Consider the following 22,356-nt stretch of genomic DNA (forward strand, 5'->3'; position numbering starts at 1 on the left):
GTTGAATGATTCGCGCCGCTGTGATCGTCGCGCTGCTTGCGCTCTCTTCCGCCTGCCATGACCAGGCCAGCGGTGGTGCTGGCGCGCGCGCGCAGATCAAGGCGGTGGGGTCGTCCACTGTCTATCCGTTCACGACCATCGCGGCCGAGCAATATCTGGCCAACAATCCAGATGCGCGCCCGCCGGTGATCGAATCCACCGGCACTGGCGCCGGCATGCGCCTGTTCTGCGCCGGGATCGGCGCCGCTTACCCGGACATCGTCAACGCCTCTCGCCGGATGAAGCGCAGCGAGTTCGAGGACTGCCTGCGCCACGGCGCAAAGGAGATCCTTGAGGTGCAGATCGGCATCGACGGCGTCGCCTTTGCCGAAGCGAAGAACGGGCCCAAGATGGCGCTTACCTCGGCGGACCTTTACCGGGCGCTCGCCGCTACGCCGGGGGGCAAGCCCAACCGCTACCGCACCTGGCGGGACGTCAATCCGGCGTTGCCGGCCATTCCGATCCAGATTTACGGTCCGCCATCGACCAGCGGCACACGCGATGCGTTGGCGGAGCTCATCATGGCGCAGGGCTGCCTCGACACCGATCCCGAAGCGCGGCGGCTGAAGGAGACGGATGAGGATGCGTTCAAGGCACGCTGCCAGCGCGTGCGCGAGGACGGCGCCTATATCGACGCCGGCGAGAACGATAATCTCATCGTGCAGAAACTGACCGCCAATCCCAATGCGATCGGCGTGTTCGGCTATTCGTATCTGGAAGAGAATGGAGGATCGGTCGTGGGTGTGCCGATCGGCGGCGTTGCGCCGACCACCGAGACCATCGTCGACGGCCGCTATCCCGGCGCCCGGCCGCTCTACATCTACGTCAAGAAGCAGCACATGGACGCCGTGCCCGGGCTCCGCGCCTTTGTGCAGCAATATACCGGCCTTTGGGGTGCCGGCGGGCCGCTCGCGCGTCGCGGCCTGATCGCTGCGCCTGCCGAGGTCCAGCAGCAGTCGGCCGACCTGGTTCGCACCGAAACCCCGCTGGCGTCGGACGCACTGAAATGAGCGCTGGCGCATTGCTGTTCGTCATTGTCGCACTGGGCCTGATCGCCTGGTTTGTCGCGCGCGCCCGCGCCGCGGCCTTCCGCGTGGGCGGCACGCAGCGCTTCAGTGCGCTGCCCGGCCACCACGCGTCCTATGTGGCGCTCTGGACCCTGGTGCCGGCGCTCGTCTTCCTCGGCATCTGGTGGTTCGTGTCGCCGGCACTGGTCACCGATGCGGTGCTGGCGACGCCCGCCGCGGCCGCTCTGCCGGCGGCAGGCTTCGAGCGTGCGGCGATCCTCTCGGAAGCGCGCAACCTGTCGCGCGGTGAGGCATTCGGCGCGTTCCACGATCTGGCGGAGGTGCTCGCCCCAGCCTACGCCAGCGCGCAAAGCCGCTACAATTGGATCGGCACGATCCTCGCGGCGGTGCTCGCCTTTGCCGGCTTCGCCTATGCCTTTGCGCGGGTACGGCCGGGCTTTGCCGCCCGGACGCAGGTGGAGCGCATCGTCATGCTGCTGCTCCTGCTGGCGTCGCTGATCGCCATCCTGACCACCGTCGGCATCGTCGGCAGCCTGTTGTTCGAAAGCGCGCGCTTCTTCTCGATCGTCCCGATCACCGACTTCCTGTTCGGCACCCACTGGTCGCCGCAGGTTATCGACCCGCGCGACCCCGGCGCGAGCCTGGGCGCCGTGCCGTTGTTCTGGGGCACCTTCTTCATCGGCGCGGTGATCGCGATGCTGGTCGCGATCCCGTTCGGCCTGATGAGCGCCATCTACCTGACGCAATATGCCCGCCCGGCGACCCGGCGGTGGATGAAGCCGGTCCTCGAGGTGCTCGCCGGTGTGCCCACCGTCGTGTACGGCTATTTCGCCGCGCTGACCGTCGCGCCCGCGGTGCGCGATTTTGCCGTGTCGATCGGCATCACCTGGGCGAGCAGCGAAAGCGCGCTCGCCGCAGGGCTCGTCATGGGCGTCATGATCATCCCGTTCGTGTCGTCCATGGCCGACGATTCGCTGGCCGCGGTGCCCGGTTCGATGCGCGACGGCAGTCTGGCGCTGGGTGCAACCCCCTCCGAAACGATCAGCCGCGTGCTGGTGCCGGCCGCGCTGCCGGGAATCGTGGGCGGCGTGCTTCTGGCGGTGAGCCGGGCGATCGGCGAGACCATGATCGTCGTCATGGCCGCCTCTGGCGTCGCGCAACTCACGCTCAACCCGTTCGCCAGCACCACCACCGTGACCAAGCAGATCGTCGACCTGCTGACCGGCGAAGCGGAATTCGACAGCGCAAAGACGCTGGCAGCCTTCGCGCTGGGCCTGACGCTGTTTGTCGTCACGCTGCTGCTCAACATTTTCGCCCTCATGATCGTGCGGAGGTACCGCGAGGCTTATGACTGATCGCGCGCCCACCGACTGGCGGACCGACGCCATGCGGCGCCGGATTGCCCGCCGCTACCGCTCCGAACGTCGCTTTCGCGCGCTTGGCCTTGGCGCCATCATCATGTCGGCTGGATTCCTGGCCTTCCTGATCGTGACCATGCTGGCGCAGGGGCTGGGCGGGTTTACCGAGACGCGTCTCGCGTTGCCGATCAATTTCGCCGCCGCTGACCTGCAGGTGCAGCCGGATCAGCTGCGCGGCAATCGCGCCGATCTGGCCCTTGCCGGCGCCGGGCTGGAAAGTGTCGTCGATGCGGCCGCGACCGCGGCGTTCCCGCGCGAGGGCGGCGCTGCGCTGCTGTCCGACGGCGCCTGGTTGCGGGTGCGCGATGCGGTGAAGGCGAATCCTGCCCTGCTGCGCGGCACCGCCGTGGTCGAAGTGCCCGTCGCCAGCGATATCGACATGGCGTTCAAGGGCGATGGCACCCCCGCCGCCCGAAAGACCGTCACTGCGCTCGGCGATCATTTGTCGCGCGGGATCAACTGGGACTTCTTCGTCAATGCCGACGCGACCGATCCGACCCGCGTGGGGATCTGGGGCGCGCTCAAGGGCTCCCTATTGACAATGCTGGTCACGCTGTCGCTCGCGTTTCCCATTGGTGTTCTTTCCGCGCTGTACCTTGAGGAATATGCGCCCAAGAACCGTTGGACCGACCTTATCGAGGTATCGATCAACAATCTGGCCGCCGTGCCCTCGATCATCTTCGGGTTGCTTGGACTGGCGGTGTTTCTGGGCACCTTCGGACTGCCGCGATCGGCGCCGATCGTCGGTGGGCTTACCCTCGCGCTGATGACCATGCCGGTGATCGTCATCGCGGGCCGGAACGCGATCAAGGGGGTGCCGCCGTCGATCCGCGACGCCGCGCTCGGCATCGGCGCCAGCCCGGTACAGGTGGTCTTTCACCACGTCCTCCCGCTCGCGCTGCCCGGCATCCTGACCGGCACCATCATCGGCATGGCGCGTGCGCTCGGCGAAACGGCACCGCTGCTGATGATCGGGATGCGCGCATTCATCGCCGCCCCGCCGCAGGGCCTGACCGATCCCGCCACCGTGCTTCCGGTTCAGATCTTCCTCTGGTCCGACGAAGTCGCACGCGGCTTCGTGGAAAAGACATCTGCCGCTATCATCGTCCTGTTGGTCGTGCTGCTCTCGATGAACAGCCTGGCCATCTATCTTCGCAACCGCTTCGAGACCCGCTGGTGACCCACAAGATCACGGCCCGTGACGTCAACGTCTTCTACGGTGACAAACAGGCAATCCGTCACGTATCAATCGATATCGATCAGGAGGATGTGACTGCCTTCATCGGCCCGTCGGGGTGCGGCAAGTCGACCTTCCTGCGGACGCTCAATCGCATGAACGACACGGTTCCGAACGCACGGGTCGAAGGCGACATCCGGCTGGACGGGGAGGACATTTATTCCAAGGACATGGACGTCGTTCAGCTGCGCGCCCGTGTCGGCATGGTGTTCCAGAAGCCCAATCCGTTCCCGAAGTCGATCTACGAGAATGTCGCTTATGGCCCGCGCATTCACGGGCTAGCGAGCGGCAAGGCCGATCTCGACCGGATCGTCGAACAGTCGCTGACCCGCACCGGCCTGTGGAACGAGGTCAAGGATCGCCTGCAGGACAGTGGCACCGCTTTATCCGGCGGGCAGCAGCAACGGCTGTGCATCGCCCGCGCCATTGCCGTCGATCCTGAGGTGATCCTGATGGACGAGCCGTGCAGCGCGCTCGATCCGATCGCCACCGCCCGGATCGAGGAACTGATCCACGATCTGCGCGGCCGGTACGCGATCGTGATCGTCACGCACAACATGCAGCAGGCGGCGCGCGTCAGCCAGAAAACCGCCTTCTTCCACCTTGGTGAACTGGTGGAATATGGCGATACCAACAACATCTTCACCAACCCGCGCGAACAGCGCACCACCGATTATATCACTGGCCGCTACGGCTAAGGGACGGGGCTATGCCAGAGCATACGGTAAAGGCGTTCGACGAGGATATCGGCCGGCTGCGCGGGCTGATCAGCCAGATGGGCGGTCTTGCCGAACAGGCGATCGATCGCGCGATGCGCGCGCTCCAGCGCGGCGATCTCGAACTCGCCAAGCGCGTCCGCAAGGACGACAAGCAGATCGACGCGATCGAGGCGGAGGTTGAGCGGCTGGCAGTGCGCATCATCGCGCTGCGCGCGCCGATGGCCAACGACCTTCGCGAAGTGGTCGCCGCACTGAAGATCGCGGCCGTGGTCGAGCGGATCGGCGACTATGCCAAGAACATCGCCAAGCGCGTGCCGATGATCGAGGGCGAGCATCGGATCGAGCCCATTTCCGTCATTCAGGCGATGGCGCGCATGGCAGCGGAAATGGTGCACGACGTGCTCGACGCCTTCGCCGCGCGCGATGCCGCCGCGGCGGTCGAGATCTGTGAGCGCGACAAGGCGCTGGACGATTTCTACGATGCGATCTTCCGCACCCTTGTCACTCACATGGTCGAGAACCCCAAGACCATCAGCGAGGTCGCGCACCTCCTGTTCGTCGCCAAGAACCTGGAACGGGTCGGCGACCATGCCACCAACGTCGCAGAAATGGTGTATTTCGCCGCCACTGGCACCCAGATGGCAGATCGCGAAAAGGGGGAATGATGCCACGCGCACGCATGCTCTTGGTCGAGGACGACGCCGCGCTCGCGGAATTGCTGGTTTGGCATTTCAAGCGCGAGGATTTTGACGTCGTCCACACCATCGACGGAGAAGAAGCGCTGCTCCTGGCACGCGAGAAGGTGCCAGACATCGTTCTCCTCGACTGGATGGTGGAGGGTCTATCCGGCATCGAGGTGTGCCGCCGGCTGCGCCGCAATGCCGAAACCGCCAACGTTCCGATCATCATGCTCACCGCACGCGGCGAGGAGGAGGATCGCATTCGCGGGCTCGAAACCGGCGCGGACGATTATGTCACCAAACCGTTCAGCCCGCGCGAGCTGGTGGCGCGCGTTTCGGCCGTGCTCCGTCGCGTCCGCCCTGCACTTGCAGGCGAGGCCCTTACCTATGCGGACCTCGAGATGGACACCGTCGGCCACAAGGTACGCCGCAGCGGGGAGGTTATTCCCCTTGGTCCCACCGAATTCCGGCTGCTGAAGCACTTCCTGGAACATCCCGGCCACGTCTTCTCGCGTGAACGGCTACTCGACAGCGTCTGGGGGCATGACAGCGATATCGAGAGCCGCACCGTCGATGTTCACATTCGGAGGCTGCGCAAGGCAATCAACGAAGGTGGCCGACCTGATATCATCCGAACCGTGCGGTCGGCCGGTTATGCGCTGGATGCAGGCCATTAGTCGGCGAAAACAGGCCGATTAGAGCCGCCGACTAGGGACTTTCCTTAGGGCTGGAGCGTCGAATCGCCACCGAAACAAAGGATACATCCGTCACCCAGCGCGTTGGATGGGCTGCGTTTGTGCGCAATCGAGCGTTTTCACAGGAGATTTCCTCATGAAGTCCTTCCTTTTCGCCGCTGCCGCCACTCTCGCCGCTCCTGCGATTGCACAGGATCAGTCGGCGATGGCGGATCAGGCACCGACCACCCAGTCCGGCGGCCAGGTTCAAACCAGCACCGATCCCGACGGCATGCGCATCGTCGAGACTCCGGGCGGCTATGAGCCCGCCGGCTCTCCGCTGAAGGGCACGCCGGAGCCGGGCTCAAAGGTCGTGTTCCAGCCTGCGCCGCCACCGTCGGTCGCCTTCCCGCCGCCCCCGCCGCTGCCGAGCTATCCGCCATGCAAGAAGGGACAGTTCAACAATTGCATGCAGCGCGGCGGCAAGTGATCGTCTGAGCGGATGGTCTACCCGACGGGCAGTTGCACCCGTTTGAATGTCGAGTATGGGAGGGCGCTTCTATCCAAGTGAGGGAGCGCCTTTTCCATGTCCATTCGTTTCGATGACAAGGTAGCCATCGTCACCGGCGCCGGCGGCGGTCTTGGCCGTGAATATGCGCTCGAGCTCGCGCGGCGCGGCGCAAAGGTCGTGGTCAACGACCTCGGCGGCGATCGCACCGGCTCTGGCGCGTCCGACGCCGCCCACAAGGTGGTCGAGGAGATCAAGGCGGCTGGCGGCGAGGCGATGGCGAACGGCGCCAGCGTCACCGAATATGATCAGATGGTCGAGATGGTGGCCAAGGCCAAGGAAGCCTGGGGCGGTGTCCACGTCCTGATCAACAACGCCGGCGTACTGCGCGACAAGTCGTTCGCGAAGATGGAGCCGGCCGACTTCGCCTTCGTCGTCCAGGTTCACCTGCTCGGTTCGGCTTATGCCACCAAGGCAGTGTGGGAGACGATGCGCGAGCAGAATTATGGCCGCATCCTGATGACCGCGTCGTCGACCGGCCTCTACGGCAACTTCGGTCAGACCAACTACGGCGCGGCGAAGCTTGGTCTCGCCGGCTTCACCAAGTCGCTCTACCTCGAAGGCGCGAAGAACAACATCAAGGTCAACACGCTGGCTCCCGTGGCAGGCACCCGTATGACCGAGGATCTGTTTCCCGAGCAGCTGTTCCAGGCCTTCTCGCCCGACAAGGTCGTCCCCGCCGCGCTGTATCTCGTCAGCGAGGATGCACCGACCAACCAGATCGTCGGCGCCGGCGCTGGCGTGTTCCAGGCTGCCTATGTCACGCTGACGCCCGGCGTTGCGCTGAGCGGCGACGAGCTGTCACCGGAAGGCATCGCCAAGCATTGGGCGGAAATCACCGATCGTACCGGTGAGATCGTGCCTGATTCGGGCGCCGGCCAGTCGATGATGATCGGCAAGAAGCTGCAGGGCGGCTGATCCTCAACCACCGGCGCGTGTCACCAGCGCGCGCCGGTGTTTGACTTGCTTGTCACCGGCAATTGGAAGCGGTGGCGGTCACCGCAGCGTAGCCGCTCAGCCGTCGACCAGCTTCATCAGACGTCGCTCGACAGGTGCCAGCACCGGGCCCAGTTCGTGCCCGCGCTTCACGATCTGGCCTGCCTCGCCGTACAGCGCCCACATGCCCTGCCGGTTGCGCAACGAGGGCCGCTTTTCGATCCGGAACTCCGGCCGCTCGGCCGTCCGCCGGAACGCCGCGAACTCGGCAGCGTCGCGTCCCAGGCTGATCGCATAATCGCGCCAATGCCCGGCCGCCACCATGCGCCCGTACAGATCGAGAATACGGTTCAGCTCGCCCCGGTCGAAGCCGATCTGACTCGGTTTGCCCTTCAGCGGAAAGGGTGTGACGACCCCCATCAGGCGCGGTTACGCTCCCGCCCCTCGCCCTGCTCATCCACCAGGGCGTCGAGCCGCTTCTTCATCGCCTCCAGTTCGCAACGCAGGATTTCCACCTTCTGCGTCGCCGGATCGAACATCTCGCTGCACGGCGTGCCATAGGCCATGAACTTGCGCTCAGGCGCCTGACCACCCTCCACCACCGTCGGCCGCGCGGGAATACCGACCATCACCGCGCCCTCGGGAACGTCGCGCGTGACCACCGCATTGGCGCCCACCCGCGCCCGGCGCCCGACGGTAATTGGGCCCAGCACCTGCGCGCCCGATCCGATGATCGCCCCGTCACTGATCGTTGGGTGCCGCTTGCCCGCTATGCCATTGTCGGGGCTGGTCCCGCCCAGCGTCACGCACTGATAGATGGTGACGTTGTCGCCGATCTCCGCGGTCTCGCCGATCACCACGAACCCGTGGTCGATGAAGAAGTTGCGCCCGATCTTTGCACCCGGATGGATGTCGATCGCCGTCAGGAAGCGGGAGAGATGATTGACCGCGCGCGCCAGGAAGAACAGCCGCGCACGATACAGGCGGTGTGCAATCCGGTGCCAGCCGAGCGCCCACACGCCAGGATAGGTCAGGATCTCCAGCCGCGAATGCGGTGCTGGATCACGCGCGCGGATCGAATCGAGATAAACCGCCAAACGCCCCATCACGCGTCCCCTTTCGAACGCGCGATCTAGGATGTCGTGCGCACGATTTCCAGCACCGCAAAGAATGAACATGGCCGGCGAAAGCATAGCAATCTTGTGGGATTTGCTCTCGTGCGGCATGGCATTCGCGTCAGTCACTAGGGGATGAGTGTGGATTTTTCGTCGCTGACCTTGGAAGCGCTGCTGCCGTTCATCCTCGTCGGCTTTGGCGCCCAGATCGTCGACGGGGCGCTCGGCATGGCGTTCGGGCTGATTTGCAACACGTTGCTGGTCGCGGTGATCGGCCTGTCGCCCGCACGCGCTTCAGCCAACATCCACATCGTCGAAACCTTCACCACTGCCATTTCCGGCATCAGCCATGTGCTGCACGGCAACGTGGACAAGCGGCTGTTCTTCCGGCTGCTCGTGCCCGGCATCATTGGCGGGGTAAGCGGCGCGTATCTACTGACCAATCTGGACGGTGAAACGGTGAAGCCCTTTGTGCTGGGCTATCTGATCTTTGTCGGCATCTACCTGCTCGTCCGCGGGCTGCTGTTCTCTGCGCCGCGCGGCAAGCCCAAGGTGGTGGAGCCGCTCGGCCTCGTCGGCGGCTTCCTCGATGCGGCTGGCGGCGGCGGCTGGGGCCCGATCGTCACGTCCAACCTGCTGGTGCAGGGGCTGGAGCCACGCCGAGTGGTAGGAACGGTCAATGCGGTCGAATTCTTCCTGACACTGACGGTATCGGCAACGTTCATCTGGCATCTCGGCCTGGAGGATTTCGCCACCGCTACGGTCGGCCTGCTGATTGGCGGCGTCATCGCCGCGCCGCTTGGCGCCGTCATGGCGAAGCGCATCCCGACCACCGTGATGCTGGTTCTGGTCGGCGCCGTCCTGACGATCACAAGCACTTACGGTTTTATCCGCGCGGTTCTGTAACCTCTGCGGTCGATCTCGCATGATCGACCGAATGCACTATATCATGGCCATTGATCGATCGGACCGATTATATGGCGAACATCTATCTACCGACGCTGAAGCAGCTTCAATATCTCGTTGCGCTCAAGGATCAGGGGCATTTCGGCCGCGCGGCGGAGACGTGCTACGTCACGCAATCGACGCTGTCGGCGGGCATCCGTGAACTGGAAACGCTGATCGGGGTGACGCTGGTTGAACGCACTCGCCGCGTGGTCCGCTTCACGCCGCTGGGTGATCAGATTGTCGCCAAGGCACGGCGTATCCTGCGCGAGGCGGAGGAGCTTGGCGACATGGCACGGGCTGCCGGCCGCCCCCTGTCGGGCGAGATGCGGATGAGCGTGATCCCGACCATCGCGCCGTTCCTGCTCCCCCGGGTGCTGCCCCGGCTGCGCGCCGATTATCCCGATCTGAAACTCTACCTGCGCGAGGAACCCAGCGCCCAGGCGTGCGAGGCGCTGCACAGTGGCAGGGCCGACTGTGTCCTACTCGCCCTGCCCTACGCCTGCGGCGACGTGACGACCGAACCGTTGTTCGACGATCGCCTGTTCCTCGCCTTTCCGACCGGCGAGCTTCCGGACAGCGTCCAGCCCGTGTCGCCGCTGGAAATCGATGAAACCCGCCTCCTGATGCTGGAGGATGGCCATTGCCTGAAGGATCATGTGCTCGCCGCCTGCAACCGGCCGGAGTTGCGCGCGGAGGCGACCATGATGGGTACGTCGCTTCACACCATCGTACAGATGGTCGACAATGGCCTGGGCCTGACGATGCTGCCCGAGATCGCGCTTACCGCGGGCATCCTCGACCATACGAGGATCACGGCCCGGCCGCTCGGCGGCGACAATCCGAAACGGACGATTGCGCTCGCCTGGCGCCGCGCCTCCCCGCGTGAAAAGGATTTTCGCCACCTCGCCGAAATACTGTCATCCGTCAGGGATCGGCCGATTTGATCTTCTAACGACCTCATCTTTCGCGTTAGGTGTCGTGAAACGACGCAGAACATGCGCGAGGGAGAGGATGATGCCGCTGTTTTCAACGCCTGCATTGCGGGCGGCGCGTGCATGACAGGCGCACGACTTACCGACGTTTCGCCACGCCACCAGTTCGATGAACCGCGTCTGGCGGCATGGCTGGGCCGCCATGTCGAGGGTTTTGGCAGCGACATGCGGGTGCAGCAATTCGTCGGCGGCGCATCCAACCCGACGTTCATGCTGTCCACTGACGCCGGCGACTATGTGCTGCGCAAGAAGCCGCCTGGGCAGCTGCTGGCGAGCGCACATCAGGTGGAGCGTGAGTTCCGCGCGATGGCGGCGCTGCGGGAAACGGACGTCCCGGTTCCCAGCATGCGCGCGCTCTGCGACGACCCCAACGTGATCGGGACTGCCTTTTACGTCATGGATTATCTCGAAGGGCGCATCTTCCGCGATGCGACGCTCCCCGATCTGACCCCGGCGGAGCGATCGGCCGTCTATGACCAGCTCAATCAGACGCTGGCTGCACTCCATCAGGTCGATCACCGCGCCGTCGGCCTCGAAGATTACGGTCGCCCGACCGGCTATTTCGATCGCCAGATCGCACGATGGATCAAGCAATATCGCGGGGCGGAGACGGAGCCGATCCCCGCGATGGAGGCGCTGATCGCAGAACTGCCCGCACGCGTTCCGAAGGATGAGGCGGTCAGCATCGCGCATGGCGACTACCGGCTCGAAAACGTCATGTTCCATCCAACCGAACCGCGGCTGATCGCGGTGCTCGACTGGGAATTGTCGACCATCGGACACCCGCTCGCCGACCTCGGTTACAATTGCTTCATGTGGCATTCGACGTCGCCCAGCTGGGGCACGCTGGAGGGCGTCGATTTTGCGACCAGCGGCATCCCCCGCGAGGAGGATTATGTCGCCGCCTACAGCCGCCGAACGGGACGCGGCGACGCGATCGAGGACTGGAACTTCTACCTCGCCTTCGCGGTGTTCCGCCTCGCCTCGATCAGCCAGGGCGTCTACGCCCGCGCGCTTGCCGGGGTGACGCCGAACGCCGGGGAGGCCGTGAACGGCACCCCGATGCTGGCGGAACAGGCACTCTCCCTCCTCCGGCGCGGATGACCCCGATGGACGATGCGATCACTCCCTTCACCCTCGCCATCCCACAGGCGGATCTTGATGATTTGAGGGATCGGCTGGCGCGCACCCGATGGCCGGAGCGCGAAACCGTCGACGATTGGCAACAGGGTGTGCCGCTCGCCGCCGCGCGCGCGCTCGTGGATCATTGGCAGCACCGCTACGATTGGCGCCGGTGCGAGGCGGCGCTCAACGCGGTGGGCCAGTTCACGACCCCGATCGACGGGTTGAACATCCACTTCCTGCACCGTCGCTCCCCTAACCCCGACGCCTTGCCGCTCATCCTGACCCATGGCTGGCCCGGCTCGGTTGTCGAGTTCCTGAAGGTGATCGGTCCGCTTACCGATCCGGCGGCGCATGGCGGCGATCCCGCCGATGCGTTCCACGTCATCTGCCCCTCACTCCCTGGCTACGGCTTTTCCGATCGCCCCGCTGAAGCGGGCTGGGGTGTGCCGCGGATCGCCGCCGCGTGGATCACGCTCATGAAGCGGCTCGGCTATCAGCGTTTCGGCGCCCAGGGCGGCGATTGGGGATCGGCCGTCACTACTGCAATCGGGGCCAGCGGTGACCCTTCCGTGGCCGGCATACACCTGAACATGGTGACGGTAAGGCCGACGCCGGAGGATGTCGCCAACGCGACCGAGGCGGAAAAGGCGGCCCTGGCGGACCTGAAACGTCATTCTGACGAGGGCACCGGCTATTCGAAACAGCAATCCACCCGGCCCCAGACGCTTGGCTACGCCTTGGTCGATTCGCCGGTGGGGCAAGCCAAGTGGATCTACGAGAAGTTCCACGAGTGGACAGATTGCAACGGGGTGCCGGAGAACGCGCTGACCCGGGATGAAATGCTCGACGACATCATGATCTACTGGCTGACCGGCACCGGCGCCTCGTCAGCCCGGCTCTATTGGGAGAGCTTCGGCGCCTTCGGCGGACAGAAGGTCACGGTGCCAACCGGGTGCAGCATCTTCCCCAAGGAAATCCTGCGGCCGTCCCGCCGCTGGGCGGAGAAGAGCTATACCAACATCATCCACTGGAACGAGCTAGACCGCGGCGGGCATTTCGCCGCGCTCGAACAACCCGAATTGTTCGTGGAAGAGGTGCGCGCCACCTTCCGCTCGCTGCGCTGACGCCGCACCAGCACAACGCTGGCCATCACCCCGGCATCCGCCGCCGGGGTGACGCGCCGATCAGCCCAGCGCCTTCTTCAGCAACTCGTTGACGACACCCGGGTTGGCCTTGCCGCCCATCGCCTTCATCGTCTGCCCGACGAAGAAGCCGAACAGCGCGACCTTGCCACCGCGATACTGTTCCAGCTGGTTGGGGTTCTTCGCCAGCACCTCGGCAATCACCGCCTCGATCGCGCCGGTATCGCTGGTCTGCTTCAGCCCGCGCTCCTCCACGATCTTGCCCGGCGCATCGCCGGTTTCCAGCATCACCTCGAACACCTGCTTCGCCAGACTGCCCGACAGCGTGCCGTCCGCCACCAGTGCCAGGAGCTCCGCCGCCTGCCCCGGCGTCACGGGCGACTCGGTGATGTCCTTGCCGATACGGTTCAGCGCGCCAAACAATTCACCGGTCACCCAGTTGGATGCCGCGACCGGCGCCGTGCCTTCTTCCAGCAGCGCATCGAACCAGCGCGCCGTCTCAACCTCCGCGGTCAGCACTGCGGCATTATACGGGGTAACCCCTGCCGCCTCATAGCGCTTGCGCTTCGCATCCGGCAGTTCCGGCAGCGACGCACGGCATTCCTCGAGGAACGCGTCGTTCAGCTCTAGCGGCAACAGATCGGGATCGGGGAAGTAACGGTAATCGTGGGCGTCTTCCTTCGACCGCATCGACCGCGTCGTGCCTGTATCGGCGTTGAACAGCCGCGTTTCCTGAACGATCTTCCCGCCGCTCTCCAGCACGTCGACCTGGCGGTTCGCCTCATGTTCGATCGCCGCCATCACGAAGCGGACGGAGTTGACGTTCTTCGTCTCCGTACGCGTGCCGAATTCCTCGCCCGGCCGGCGCACGCTGACGTTGACGTCCGCGCGCATGGAGCCTTCCTCCATGTTGCCGTCACAGCTGCCGACATAGCGCAGGATCGCGCGCAGCTTGCGCAGATAGGCGCCAGCCTCTGCCGGCGAGCGCATGTCCGGCCGGCTGACGATCTCCATCAGCGCCACGCCCGACCGGTTCAGGTCGACATAGGACCGCGTCGGATGCTGATCGTGCATCAGCTTGCCGGCGTCCTGCTCGACATGGATGCGCTCCACCCCGATCGTCTTGACCGTCTCGCCATCCTCGATCTCAATCGAGCCTTCACCGACAAGCGGATGATAAAGCTGCGAAATCTGATAGCCCTGCGGCAGGTCGGCGTAGAAATAATTCTTGCGGTCGAACCGCGACCATTTGTTGATCTGCGCATCGATCGCCATGCCCGTGCGCACCGCCTGGCGGATGCACTCGCGGTTCGGTACCGGCAGCATGCCGGGCATCGCCGCGTCGATCAGGCTGACCTGCGAATTGGGCTCCGCGCCGAACGCGGTGGCCGCCCCGGAGAACAGCTTGGCGTTGGAGGTTACCTGTGCGTGCACCTCAAGGCCGATCACGACTTCCCAGTCGCCAGTGGCGCCCTTGATGCGATATGGTGCGGTTGCGTCAGCCATTGGCCAGATTCCCGAATTCGAACGTCATTACCACCACGCCTGCGGCCGGGCGACGAAGCCCGCGCGCTCCTCGATCGCGAGCGCCGCGTTCAGCACGCCCTGCTCGTCCAGCGCCCTGCCGATCACCTGCAGCCCCAGCGGCAGCCCCTTGCGATCCAGCCCGCCCGGCACGCTCATCGCCGGCAGCCCGGCGAGGCTCGACGGCACGGTGAACACGTCGTTGAGGTACATCGCCAGCGGATCGGCGCTCTTCTCGCCCAGTGCGAACGCCGCCGACGGTGCGGTCGGCGTCAGCAGCACGTCGCAGCTTTCCCAGGCCTTCTCGAAATCCTGCGCGATCAGCGTGCGGACCTTCGACGCCTGCGTGAAATAGGCGTCGTAGAAGCCAGCCGATAGCACATAGGTACCGATCAGGATACGCCGCTTCACCTCGTCGCCGAATCCGGCGGCGCGCGTCGCTGCGTACATTTCCTGCAGGTTCGCGCCGTCCGGCAGCTCGCGCAGACCATAACGCACGCCATCATAGCGCGCGAGGTTCGACGACGCCTCGGCCGGCGCGATGATGTAATAGGCCGGCAGCGCGTATTTGGTGTGCGGCAGCGACACCTCGACGATCTCCGCCCCCGCATCCTTCATCCAGGCGATACCCTGCTGCCAGAGCGCCTCGATCTCCTCCGGCATGTTGTCGACGCGATATTCGCGCGGAATGCCGACGCGCTTGCCTGCCATGCTGGCGTTCAGCGACTGCTCCCACTGCGGCACCGGCAGGTCGAGCGAGGTGGCGTCCTTCGCGTCGAAGCCGCTCATCGCCTCCAGCATGATCGCGCAATCGCGCACGTCGCGCGCCATCGGCCCGGCCTGATCCAGCGACGAGGCGAAAGCGATCGTGCCCCAGCGCGAGCAGCGGCCATAGGTCGGCTTGATGCCCGAAATGCCGGTGAAGGCCGCCGGCTGACGGATCGAGCCGCCCGTATCGGTGCCGGTCGCACCCGGGCACAGCCGCGCCGCCACGGCGGAGGAAGAACCACCCGACGAGCCACCCGGCGCCAGCGGCGTTGTGCTGCCGTCGTTGCTGCGCCAGGGCGAGATGACATTGCCGAATGCGCTGGTCTCGTTGGACGAGCCCATGGCGAACTGGTCCATGTTCAGCTTGCCGAGCATCCCGGCGCCCGCGTTCCACAGGTTCTGCGACACCGTCGATTCGTACTGCGGCGTGAAGCCTTCCAGGATGTGGCTGGCAGCGGTGGTCGGCACGCCCTTGGTGCAGAACAGGTCCTTCATGCCGATCGGCACGCCGGCCAGCGGCTTCAGCTCATCGCCCGCCGCGCGCGCGGCATCGGCGGCATCGGCGGCGGCCAGTGCATGGTCCGGCGTTTCGACCAGAAAGGCGTTCAGCGGCTTGGCGCGGCTGACCGCGTCGTTGAAAGCGGTGGCAACGTCGCGCGCGGAAAAGGTGCCGGCACGCACCCCGTCGCGAATATCGCGAATGCCAAGATCGGTGAGGTCAGTCATCAAAACACCGTCACGCCGGCGATCGCCGGCTGTTCAAGGAATAGGAGCGCCTTCGGGCGCCGTGCGGCCACGATCGCCATCATTCGATCACCTTGGGCACGGTGAAGAAGCCATGCTCCGCCTGCGGCGCATTGGCGAGCACCGCGTCGCGGATGCCGCCACCGGTCAGCGGATCGGCATTCACCACATCGTCGCGCAGGCGCAGCTTGTTGGGGATCACCGCGGTCATCGGTGCGACGCCGCTGGTATCCACCTCGCCCAGTTGCTCGATCCAGCCGAGGATGTTGTTCAGCTCGGGCACGAGCCGCTCGGCGGCGGCATCGTCGATCGCGATGCGCGCAAGGCTCGCGACCTTCTTCACGGTGACGGTATCTACGGACATGGCGCCCGCTACCATCGGCGCGGGGCGAAGCGCAATGGGCGGGAAAGCGGATCGCGCACGCCCCTGCGCGCCCATCTGCGATGGCGTTCACCATGCCCGAAGTTGCGCGGCCGCCGCGACTGGGGCAGGCGGCGCCCATGGCTCGCAAGTTTCTTTACGTCATGGCGGTGCTGATCGCGCTGATTATCGCGTTTCAGATCACCTGGAACTTCTACGGCAGCGATCTGGTCCGCTGGTATTACAAGCCGAAGGTCGCGTTCGAGCAGCAGCCGGCCTTGCAGGAAAACGAATATGACCGCGCCGACATGTGGCTCGCGCGGCCGGATCGGACCGGGAACCCGGCACTATGGACCCCGGCGGGGTATCAGCCGCGCACGACGCCCGGTGGGCCCGCGGTCTTCTTCATCCATCCGACCTCCTATCTCAGCGCCGACCACTGGAACGCGCCGCTCGACGATGAGGAGGCGAATGCCCGTGCAGCGCTGTTCCTCCGTGGACAGGCAAGCGTGTTCAACGAGGTGGGCGAGATCTGGGCGCCGCGTTATCGTCAGGCGACCTTTGGGTCGTTCCTCACCAATGCGGCGGATGCGCAGCGCGCGCTCGAGCTCGCCTATGGCGACATCCAGGCCGCTTTCGCTGCATTCCTCAGAGAGATCGGGCCCGAACGACCGATGATCCTTGCCGGCCACAGCCAGGGCGCCCTGCACTTGACTCATCTGCTGAAGGATCAGGTTGCGGGCACGCCGCTCGCCCGCCGCGTGGTGGCAGCCTATGTCGTGGGCTGGCCGGTCAGCCGCAGCAACGATCTGCCTGCGCTGGGTCTCCCCGAATGTACCCGCGCCGATCAGCATGGCTGCCTGTTGTCGTGGGAAAGCTTTGCCGAGCCGGCAGACCCTGCGCTGGTGATCGACACTTATGACAGCAGCACCGGCTTCGATGGCAAGCCGCGCCGGGGCAGCACGCTTGTCTGCACCAATCCGCTGACCGGCACCGCCAACGCCGCTGCACCCGCCACCGCCAACGCGGGCACACTGTTCCCGTCAGAGGATCTTGCCAGCGCCTCGATCGAGGCGGGCAAGGTGCCCGCACGCTGTGGCGATCGCGGGCTGCTGCTCATCGGCGAAGGACCGGACGTCGGGCCCTATGTGCTCCCCGGCAACAATTACCACGTCTATGATTATTCCCTGTTCTGGGCGAACGTCCGCCAGGACGCAGCCCGGCGGGTGGCGGCACGATGATTACGGCAAGCGCTTCCGAGTTTCGCGAGACCCTGCCCGCCGGGGGCCGCCTGCTTGGTCTTGACCTTGGCACCAAGACGATCGGTACCGCGCTGTGCGACGCCGGCTGGACCTTCGCCAGCCCCGCCGCACTGATCCGGCGGCGGAAGTTCACGCAGGACAAGGCCGCGCTGGCGGAGCTGATCACCGCGCAGAAGGTCGCCGGCATCGTACTCGGCCTCCCGCTCAATCTCGATGGCAGCGAAAGTCCGCGCAGCCAGTCGACCCGCGCCTTTGCCCGCAACATCACCGATCTTGGTCCCATCCTGCTGTGGGACGAACGTTGGTCCACCGTGGCGGTCGAACGGGTGATGATCGAACAGGACATGAGCCGCGCGAAACGTGCCGAGCGAATCGATTCGCTGGCGGCGGCGCACATCCTTCAGGCGGCGATCGACGCCCTCACGACCGGCTGATCATCGGCGCGCCGCTACGGGATACAGCGGCTTGCCCTGCCTGCGCGCCATGATTATCCGGCGCCTTCGATGCCAATGTCGGACCACCGCCCCGCTTCCCTCATTTCCGGAGGCGATGTTTTTCCGCACCGTCACCTCACCGGGATCGAGGGTCTTCAGCCACACGAGATCAGCTTCCTCCTCGACGAGGCGGAAGGCTGGATCGCCGCGAACCGTGATCGCGCGGCGCCCGACAAGAGGCTGGCGGGCCTCACGCAGATCAACGCCTTCTTCGAAAACTCGACGCGCACGCTGCTCAGCTTCGAAATTGCGGGCAAGCGGCTCGGCGCGGACGTCGTGAACATGCACGCCGCGCAGTCCAGCGTAAAAAAGGGTGAGACGCTGATCGACACAGCCATGACACTGAACGCGATGCGGGCGGACGTGCTGGTCATCCGGCACATGTCGTCCGGCGCGGTCCGGCTGATCGCGGACAAGGTCGACTGCCCCGTCCTAAACGCCGGCGACGGGCGGCACGAACACCCGACGCAGGCACTGCTCGACGCGCTGACCATCCGCCGGCGCCGCGGCACGATCCACAATCAGCGCGTCGTCATCTGCGGCGACGTGCTGCACAGCCGCGTTGCCCGGTCCAACATCCTGGCCCTGACGGCCCTCGCCGCGGAGGTGCGCGTTTGTGCCCCTTCGACGCTGATGCCGCCCGCGATCGACCGCATGGGCGTCACCCCCTTCACCGATTTCGACGTCGCGCTTGAGGGTGCCGACGTGGTCATGATGCTGCGGCTTCAAACCGAGCGGATGTCGGGCGGCTACGTCCCCTCCAGCCGCGAATATCGGCTGCGTTATGGCCTCACACCGGAGCGGCTGGCGCGCGCCAAGCCCGACGCATTGGTCATGCACCCGGGCCCGATGAACCGCGGCGTGGAGATCGACTCCAGCGTTGCCGACCATCCCGAACGTTCCGCCATCACCGAACAGGTCGAGATGGGCGTGGCCGTACGCATGGCCTGCCTCGACGTGCTGACCCGACGAGCACGCGGCGTGGAGGGCTGGGCATGAGCAACGCGCTTCATTTCCGCAACGCCCGCATCCTGTGCGCGCGTGATGGCGAGCGCCGCGGCGACCTGTATGTTGCCGATGGCCGCATCGTCGACGAGGCTCGCGACGGCGCCACCGTCATTGACTGCGCCGGCAAGCTGCTCGCGCCTGCGATCGTCGACTTGGGCGTCGCGACGATCGATCGCGCCGCCTTCCGCGCCGGTGGCATCGTCCGCGTCGGCCTGTTGCCCGATCAAAATCCCGTACTGGACGAGCCCGGCATCGTGCAGCGATCGGCGTTGATCGGCCGGCCGGACCTGTGGATCCACCCGATCGCCGCCGCCACCCGCGGGCTTGAGGGCACCGATCTTGCCGAGATGGCGATCTGCGCCTCTGCCGGCGCGCGCGCGGTTGGTACCGGCCCGCGCTGGATCGCTGATTCGGGCGTTATGGCACGCGTCCTCGCTTATGCCCGCGACCTTGACCTCGCCGTCATCACCCATGCCGAAGACGGCGGGCTGGTCGGCGATGCCGTGGCCACGATCGGTGAGACGGCGACTCGCCTCGGCCTGCCCGCCGCCCCGGCGCTGGCCGAACCGCTGGCGATCGCGCGCGACCTGATGCTGGCGGAGGCCGCCGACGCGCGCATCCACATTCGCCAGGTCACGACCGCCGCCGGCTTCGATCTCGTCCGCGCGGCCAAGCGTCGCGGCGTGCGCGTCACCTGCGGCATCACGCCCGCTCACTTGCTGCTGTCGGACATCGCCATGAGCGATTTTCGCACCTTCGCGCGCCTGTCCCCCCCGCTGCGCTCGGAGGAGGATCGCCGCGCCGCGCTCGCCGCGCTGGCGGATGGCACGATCGACGTACTGTGTTCAGGCCACGATCCGCGCGGGCCGGAGGAAAAGCGTCTGCCCTTCGCTGATGCCGTTCCCGGCGCCGCCGGCGCCGCGACGCTCCTTGCGCTGGCGCTCGGCCTCGCGCTGGACGGCACCGTCACACTGGATCGCCTGCCGGCGCTGCTCGCCCGCAATCCGGCGTCGGTGCTTGGGCTGGATAGCGGCGTCCTTGCGCCGGGACAGGAGGCTGACCTGATGCTCGTCGATCCTGACAAGCCGTGGCAGATCAATGCGGATACGCTGCCAGGTATGGCCGGCAACACGCCGTTCGACGGACTGCCCGTACAGGGCCGCGTGCTTCGCCTGTTCAAGGGCGGCCGAGAGATAACGACGGGCTGATCAGCCGATCAGCACCGCCGGATCCGGGCGAGGCGGTTCAGCGGCCGGCGAGTTGGACCTTGCCGGCCTTGACCCACACCGCCGTCTGATCGCCGGCTCCTGTCCGCACGAAGCAACGCCCGCCAGTCGCACGATAGCCACGGCACAGCGTCTCGGCATCGCTGCGACCAAACCCGCCCACCGACAGGCGGTAGAACGACTTGAACGCCATGCCGGTCGGCGTCTGCTCGGCCAGCACGGGATAGCGGCGCTGCGCCCGATGCCAGGCATCCTTCGCCACGTCCGCCGAATCAAACGCGCCGAGCTGCACGTACCACTTGCCCTTCGCCATCTCGCGTGAGGCAGGGGTCGGCGTCGCAGTGGCCAGTCGCGTCGCCGCCTCGACGCGCTTGGGAGCAGTGGGCGCACGGCCAAGGGGGAGAGATTGCACCACCTCCTGCCGCTCGGCGAACACGATCTTGCTGCCCGACGGCGACGTCATCGTGGCGGCCGGCTCCACCTGCGCAACCTCAACCGCCTCGTTGGCCGCGGCCTCGGGCGAAGCTGCGTCGGCAGGCACCTGGCTCGGGGCGGCCGCCGCAAGCTGGGTCACCGGAACGCTCGCATTCAGCGCCAGCGCAACCGGCAGACCGGGATCCTTCACTGGAATGACGCCGAGCAGTGCCGAGACCTGATCGGCCGCCCCCGTCGGCTTGGCGAACGCGGTCCATTCCAGCATCCGGGCATCAGCCGCCTGCGGTGCCATGTCGATCCCGGCAACCTGCCGCGCCTCGGCCCAGCGCCCCGCGAGCGCCAGCACCAGAGCAAAATTCTGCCGCGTCGTCGCGGTAGCATCCGGCGAGCGCGCGGCCGTCATCAGCAATTCGGCGCCCGTCGCCGGATCCCCGGCCAGGGCCATCGCCAGCCCGCGATCGGCGGCCGGCACGATGGCGGCATGTTCGTCCAACAGGGTGCGCGCCTCATCCCACTGCCCCTCGGCGATCATCGCCAGGGCGAGGTTGAGTGCGGCCTTGCCATTGGTCGGCGACAGCTGAAGCACGTCGGCATAGGCAGTATGCGCTGAGGTAAAGCGGCCAGCCTTCAGGTAGGACGCGCCCAGCAGCGCACGAAGCTCTGCGTCACGCGGCATCGCCGCCACGGCCGCCTCGGCATAGCTGATCGCCTTGATCGCATCGCCCTTCGCCAGCGCCTGCTGCGCCTTGGCCGCGTTGTTCTCGGCCAGCTTGGCGAGCTTCTCGTCGCTGCGGCTGCTGGCGGTCGAGATGCCGCCTTGCGCACACCCGACCATCGTCCCGCCCAGCATCAACGCGGATAGGCTCAGGCCGGCAATCGCGCGCTTCTTCATGTCTCAGTCCCCGAACGATCTTCGTTGGCGGCGCCCGCGTGGCTCGTCAGCCGCTCCCCCCACACACACAGACGTGCGGGTCGCCATGCTGCCGCCCGAGGGCGGTCGTGCCTCGATGGTATTGCCACCTTGCCAGCGTAGATGTGCCCCTTTGGGTCTAAGGAATGGTAAATGGCGGCCCACTTTCGCTGACAAGAGGTTATGGAAGCGGTAATCTTATGCGATCAGATCGCTGCTCCGGCCGCGCGACACCGCTGGTCGCCGGAGCCGCTGGATGGGGGTTTGACCAGATGCGAAATGCCTGCCTGTTGCTGCCCGTGGCTGCACTTCTCGCCGCTGCGCCGGCCGCGGCCGACGTGAAGCAGGGTGTGGATGCGTGGACGCGGGGTGACTATAAGGCGGCGGTTCAGACCTGGCGCCCGCTTGCGGTGGCCGGCAATGCCGATGCCCAGTTCAACATGGGTCAGGCCTACAAACTGGGCCGCGGCGTCCAGGCCGATCTGCCCGCCGCGATCGAGTGGTTCCGCAAGGCCGCTGTGCAGGGACATGCGCAGGCGATCGACAATTACGGCCTCGCCCTGTTCCAGGAAGGCAAGAAGGCCGAGGCATTGCCCTGGCTGGAGAAATCCGTGGCGCGGGGCGAGCGGCGCACCCAGCTCGTCCTTGGCACCATGTTGTTCAACGCGGACGGTGTCGCCCGCGACTGGACCCGCGCCTATGCACTCGTCACCCGCTCCTCGCAGCAAGGCCTGCCACAGGCGTCGCAGACGCTCGCGCAGATGGATCGATATATCCCGGAGGTGCAGCGGCAGCAGGGGCTCACCCTCGCCCGTAAATATGAGGCTGACGCGCGGGCGCTCGCTGCATCCCTCCCGGCACCGCGTGCCCCCGGCGCGACGGTCAATTCCGCGCCGCCGCGCGCCGCGACGCCAACCGGCCCATCGCCCGCCCCGGCAGTGGCGACGCGCGCGCCGCTGACGACGTCCGGAAGCACGCCTCCATCCGCGGCTAGCCCCGCCGC

The 22,356-nt window shown here is 66.1% G+C and carries 23 protein-coding genes; 17 read left to right on the plus strand and 6 right to left on the minus strand.

All coding sequences use genetic code 11. From position 1 onward, the window contains the following. Positions 1 to 5: 5 nt before the first annotated feature. The 8 genes from ACH0BU_RS14540 (at position 6) to ACH0BU_RS14575 (ending at position 7,281) form a co-directional block, all read left to right on the plus strand. Positions 6 to 1,049, plus strand: coding sequence for a substrate-binding domain-containing protein (locus tag ACH0BU_RS14540; protein WP_296220084.1), 1,044 nt, complete (start codon positions 6 to 8; stop codon positions 1,047 to 1,049). After that, positions 1,046 to 2,422 carry a phosphate ABC transporter permease subunit PstC gene (gene pstC, locus ACH0BU_RS14545; protein WP_136451576.1) on the plus strand — a complete coding sequence of 459 codons (1,377 nt, stop codon included), beginning with the start codon at positions 1,046 to 1,048 and terminating at the stop codon, positions 2,420 to 2,422. The genes ACH0BU_RS14540 and pstC overlap by 4 nt, the downstream gene beginning before the upstream one ends. Continuing rightward, the gene (gene pstA, locus ACH0BU_RS14550; protein ID WP_296220088.1) at positions 2,415 to 3,665 is read left to right on the plus strand and encodes a phosphate ABC transporter permease PstA; all 1,251 of its coding nucleotides are present in this window, start codon (positions 2,415 to 2,417) and stop codon (positions 3,663 to 3,665) included. The genes pstC and pstA overlap by 8 nt, the downstream gene beginning before the upstream one ends. Further along, entirely contained in the window at positions 3,662 to 4,420 is a 759-nt protein-coding gene (pstB, locus tag ACH0BU_RS14555; RefSeq protein WP_136451575.1) for a phosphate ABC transporter ATP-binding protein PstB, read from the plus strand. Before pstA ends, pstB begins: the two co-directional genes overlap by 4 nt. A gap of 11 nt (positions 4,421 to 4,431) precedes the next feature. Beyond that, a complete protein-coding gene (gene phoU, locus ACH0BU_RS14560; protein ID WP_125945049.1) occupies positions 4,432 to 5,106 on the plus strand; it encodes a phosphate signaling complex protein PhoU in 675 nt (224 codons plus the stop codon). Beyond that, a complete protein-coding gene (gene phoB, locus ACH0BU_RS14565) occupies positions 5,106 to 5,798 on the plus strand; it encodes a phosphate regulon transcriptional regulator PhoB (protein ID WP_046411787.1) in 693 nt (230 codons plus the stop codon). Before phoU ends, phoB begins: the two co-directional genes overlap by 1 nt. Positions 5,799 to 5,952: 154 nt before the next feature. After that, on the plus strand, positions 5,953 to 6,285 hold the full coding sequence (locus ACH0BU_RS14570; protein WP_500264226.1) for a hypothetical protein: 333 nt from the start codon (positions 5,953 to 5,955) through the stop codon (positions 6,283 to 6,285). 96 nt (positions 6,286 to 6,381) lie between these two features. After that, a complete protein-coding gene (locus ACH0BU_RS14575; RefSeq protein ID WP_046410804.1) occupies positions 6,382 to 7,281 on the plus strand; it encodes an SDR family NAD(P)-dependent oxidoreductase in 900 nt (299 codons plus the stop codon). A gap of 96 nt (positions 7,282 to 7,377) precedes the next feature. Here ACH0BU_RS14575 and ACH0BU_RS14580 read toward each other — a convergent pair whose 3' ends face one another. Both ACH0BU_RS14580 and epsC read right to left on the minus strand, forming a co-directional pair. Beyond that, positions 7,378 to 7,719, minus strand: a complete 342-nt coding sequence (locus tag ACH0BU_RS14580) for a DUF2794 domain-containing protein (protein ID WP_046410806.1) — start codon at positions 7,717 to 7,719, stop codon at positions 7,378 to 7,380. Next, entirely contained in the window at positions 7,719 to 8,405 is a 687-nt protein-coding gene (epsC, locus tag ACH0BU_RS14585) for a serine O-acetyltransferase EpsC (protein ID WP_314469905.1), read from the minus strand. The genes ACH0BU_RS14580 and epsC overlap by 1 nt, the downstream gene beginning before the upstream one ends. Positions 8,406 to 8,549: 144 nt before the next feature. On the opposite strand from epsC, the gene ACH0BU_RS14590 reads away from it, so the two are divergent. The 4 genes from ACH0BU_RS14590 (at position 8,550) to ACH0BU_RS14605 (ending at position 12,603) form a co-directional block, all read left to right on the plus strand. Then, positions 8,550 to 9,320: a sulfite exporter TauE/SafE family protein gene (locus ACH0BU_RS14590; RefSeq protein ID WP_046410810.1), complete on the plus strand. Its 771-nt coding sequence runs from the start codon at positions 8,550 to 8,552 to the stop codon at positions 9,318 to 9,320. Positions 9,321 to 9,391: 71 nt separating this feature from the next. Beyond that, positions 9,392 to 10,306 carry a hydrogen peroxide-inducible genes activator gene (locus ACH0BU_RS14595; protein WP_296218032.1) on the plus strand — a complete coding sequence of 305 codons (915 nt, stop codon included), beginning with the start codon at positions 9,392 to 9,394 and terminating at the stop codon, positions 10,304 to 10,306. Positions 10,307 to 10,417: 111 nt separating this feature from the next. Further along, a complete protein-coding gene (locus ACH0BU_RS14600; protein WP_296218024.1) occupies positions 10,418 to 11,458 on the plus strand; it encodes a phosphotransferase family protein in 1,041 nt (346 codons plus the stop codon). Between the two features lie 5 nt (positions 11,459 to 11,463). After that, positions 11,464 to 12,603, plus strand: coding sequence for an epoxide hydrolase family protein (locus tag ACH0BU_RS14605; RefSeq protein ID WP_125945092.1), 1,140 nt, complete (start codon positions 11,464 to 11,466; stop codon positions 12,601 to 12,603). 60 nt (positions 12,604 to 12,663) lie between these two features. Here ACH0BU_RS14605 and gatB read toward each other — a convergent pair whose 3' ends face one another. From gatB to gatC, 3 genes are all read right to left on the minus strand, one after another. After that, the gene (gatB, locus tag ACH0BU_RS14610) at positions 12,664 to 14,127 is read right to left on the minus strand and encodes an Asp-tRNA(Asn)/Glu-tRNA(Gln) amidotransferase subunit GatB (protein WP_296218020.1); all 1,464 of its coding nucleotides are present in this window, start codon (positions 14,125 to 14,127) and stop codon (positions 12,664 to 12,666) included. Between the two features lie 27 nt (positions 14,128 to 14,154). Further along, on the minus strand, positions 14,155 to 15,639 hold the full coding sequence (gene gatA, locus ACH0BU_RS14615) for an Asp-tRNA(Asn)/Glu-tRNA(Gln) amidotransferase subunit GatA (protein ID WP_314469909.1): 1,485 nt from the start codon (positions 15,637 to 15,639) through the stop codon (positions 14,155 to 14,157). A gap of 79 nt (positions 15,640 to 15,718) precedes the next feature. After that, positions 15,719 to 16,021: an Asp-tRNA(Asn)/Glu-tRNA(Gln) amidotransferase subunit GatC gene (gene gatC, locus ACH0BU_RS14620; RefSeq protein ID WP_046411790.1), complete on the minus strand. Its 303-nt coding sequence runs from the start codon at positions 16,019 to 16,021 to the stop codon at positions 15,719 to 15,721. Positions 16,022 to 16,158: 137 nt separating this feature from the next. On the opposite strand from gatC, the gene ACH0BU_RS14625 reads away from it, so the two are divergent. The 4 genes from ACH0BU_RS14625 (at position 16,159) to ACH0BU_RS14640 (ending at position 19,990) form a co-directional block, all read left to right on the plus strand. Beyond that, positions 16,159 to 17,259 (plus strand): DUF3089 domain-containing protein, encoded by a 1,101-nt coding sequence (locus tag ACH0BU_RS14625; RefSeq protein ID WP_046411792.1) that lies wholly within the window; start codon positions 16,159 to 16,161, stop codon positions 17,257 to 17,259. Then, positions 17,256 to 17,714 carry a Holliday junction resolvase RuvX gene (gene ruvX / locus ACH0BU_RS14630; RefSeq protein WP_125945055.1) on the plus strand — a complete coding sequence of 153 codons (459 nt, stop codon included), beginning with the start codon at positions 17,256 to 17,258 and terminating at the stop codon, positions 17,712 to 17,714. The genes ACH0BU_RS14625 and ruvX overlap by 4 nt, the downstream gene beginning before the upstream one ends. 69 nt (positions 17,715 to 17,783) lie before the next feature. Continuing rightward, a complete protein-coding gene (locus tag ACH0BU_RS14635; RefSeq protein WP_046410821.1) occupies positions 17,784 to 18,773 on the plus strand; it encodes an aspartate carbamoyltransferase catalytic subunit in 990 nt (329 codons plus the stop codon). Beyond that, positions 18,770 to 19,990: a dihydroorotase gene (locus ACH0BU_RS14640; protein ID WP_314469915.1), complete on the plus strand. Its 1,221-nt coding sequence runs from the start codon at positions 18,770 to 18,772 to the stop codon at positions 19,988 to 19,990. Before ACH0BU_RS14635 ends, ACH0BU_RS14640 begins: the two co-directional genes overlap by 4 nt. A 37-nt stretch (positions 19,991 to 20,027) precedes the next feature. On the opposite strand, the gene ACH0BU_RS14645 is transcribed toward ACH0BU_RS14640, so the two are convergent. After that, positions 20,028 to 21,335, minus strand: coding sequence for a tetratricopeptide repeat protein (locus tag ACH0BU_RS14645; RefSeq protein WP_296218010.1), 1,308 nt, complete (start codon positions 21,333 to 21,335; stop codon positions 20,028 to 20,030). A gap of 317 nt (positions 21,336 to 21,652) precedes the next feature. Here ACH0BU_RS14645 and ACH0BU_RS14650 point away from each other — a divergent pair. Next, a partial coding sequence (locus tag ACH0BU_RS14650; protein WP_500264227.1) for a tetratricopeptide repeat protein occupies positions 21,653 to 22,356 on the plus strand: 704 nt, incomplete at its 3' end.

Origin of the sequence: Sphingomonas olei (genome assembly GCF_045369765.1) — a bacterium.
In the GTDB taxonomy this organism is placed as follows: domain Bacteria; phylum Pseudomonadota; class Alphaproteobacteria; order Sphingomonadales; family Sphingomonadaceae; genus Sphingomonas; species Sphingomonas panaciterrae.

Excerpts from the sequence above, each read along its gene's own strand:
- ACH0BU_RS14575 (WP_046410804.1), top strand. The coding sequence starts at position 6,382 with ATGTCCATTCGTTTCGATGACAAGGTAGCCATCGTCACCGGCGCCGGC.
- epsC (WP_314469905.1), bottom strand. The coding sequence starts at position 8,405 with ATGGGGCGTTTGGCGGTTTATCTCGATTCGATCCGCGCGCGTGATCCA.
- ACH0BU_RS14590 (WP_046410810.1), top strand. The coding sequence starts at position 8,550 with ATGAGTGTGGATTTTTCGTCGCTGACCTTGGAAGCGCTGCTGCCGTTC.
- ACH0BU_RS14580 (WP_046410806.1), bottom strand. The coding sequence starts at position 7,719 with ATGGGGGTCGTCACACCCTTTCCGCTGAAGGGCAAACCGAGTCAGATC.
- ACH0BU_RS14645 (WP_296218010.1), bottom strand. The coding sequence starts at position 21,335 with ATGAAGAAGCGCGCGATTGCCGGCCTGAGCCTATCCGCGTTGATGCTG.
- ACH0BU_RS14570 (WP_500264226.1), top strand. The coding sequence starts at position 5,953 with ATGAAGTCCTTCCTTTTCGCCGCTGCCGCCACTCTCGCCGCTCCTGCG.
- pstA (WP_296220088.1), top strand. The coding sequence starts at position 2,415 with ATGACTGATCGCGCGCCCACCGACTGGCGGACCGACGCCATGCGGCGC.
- gatB (WP_296218020.1), bottom strand. The coding sequence starts at position 14,127 with ATGGCTGACGCAACCGCACCATATCGCATCAAGGGCGCCACTGGCGAC.
- gatC (WP_046411790.1), bottom strand. The coding sequence starts at position 16,021 with ATGTCCGTAGATACCGTCACCGTGAAGAAGGTCGCGAGCCTTGCGCGC.
- gatA (WP_314469909.1), bottom strand. The coding sequence starts at position 15,639 with ATGACTGACCTCACCGATCTTGGCATTCGCGATATTCGCGACGGGGTG.
- ACH0BU_RS14635 (WP_046410821.1), top strand. The coding sequence starts at position 17,784 with ATGCCAATGTCGGACCACCGCCCCGCTTCCCTCATTTCCGGAGGCGAT.
- ACH0BU_RS14625 (WP_046411792.1), top strand. The coding sequence starts at position 16,159 with ATGGCTCGCAAGTTTCTTTACGTCATGGCGGTGCTGATCGCGCTGATT.
- ACH0BU_RS14540 (WP_296220084.1), top strand. The coding sequence starts at position 6 with ATGATTCGCGCCGCTGTGATCGTCGCGCTGCTTGCGCTCTCTTCCGCC.
- ACH0BU_RS14640 (WP_314469915.1), top strand. The coding sequence starts at position 18,770 with ATGAGCAACGCGCTTCATTTCCGCAACGCCCGCATCCTGTGCGCGCGT.
- pstC (WP_136451576.1), top strand. The coding sequence starts at position 1,046 with ATGAGCGCTGGCGCATTGCTGTTCGTCATTGTCGCACTGGGCCTGATC.
- ACH0BU_RS14605 (WP_125945092.1), top strand. The coding sequence starts at position 11,464 with ATGGACGATGCGATCACTCCCTTCACCCTCGCCATCCCACAGGCGGAT.
- phoU (WP_125945049.1), top strand. The coding sequence starts at position 4,432 with ATGCCAGAGCATACGGTAAAGGCGTTCGACGAGGATATCGGCCGGCTG.
- phoB (WP_046411787.1), top strand. The coding sequence starts at position 5,106 with ATGCCACGCGCACGCATGCTCTTGGTCGAGGACGACGCCGCGCTCGCG.
- ACH0BU_RS14595 (WP_296218032.1), top strand. The coding sequence starts at position 9,392 with ATGGCGAACATCTATCTACCGACGCTGAAGCAGCTTCAATATCTCGTT.
- ruvX (WP_125945055.1), top strand. The coding sequence starts at position 17,256 with ATGATTACGGCAAGCGCTTCCGAGTTTCGCGAGACCCTGCCCGCCGGG.
- ACH0BU_RS14600 (WP_296218024.1), top strand. The coding sequence starts at position 10,418 with ATGACAGGCGCACGACTTACCGACGTTTCGCCACGCCACCAGTTCGAT.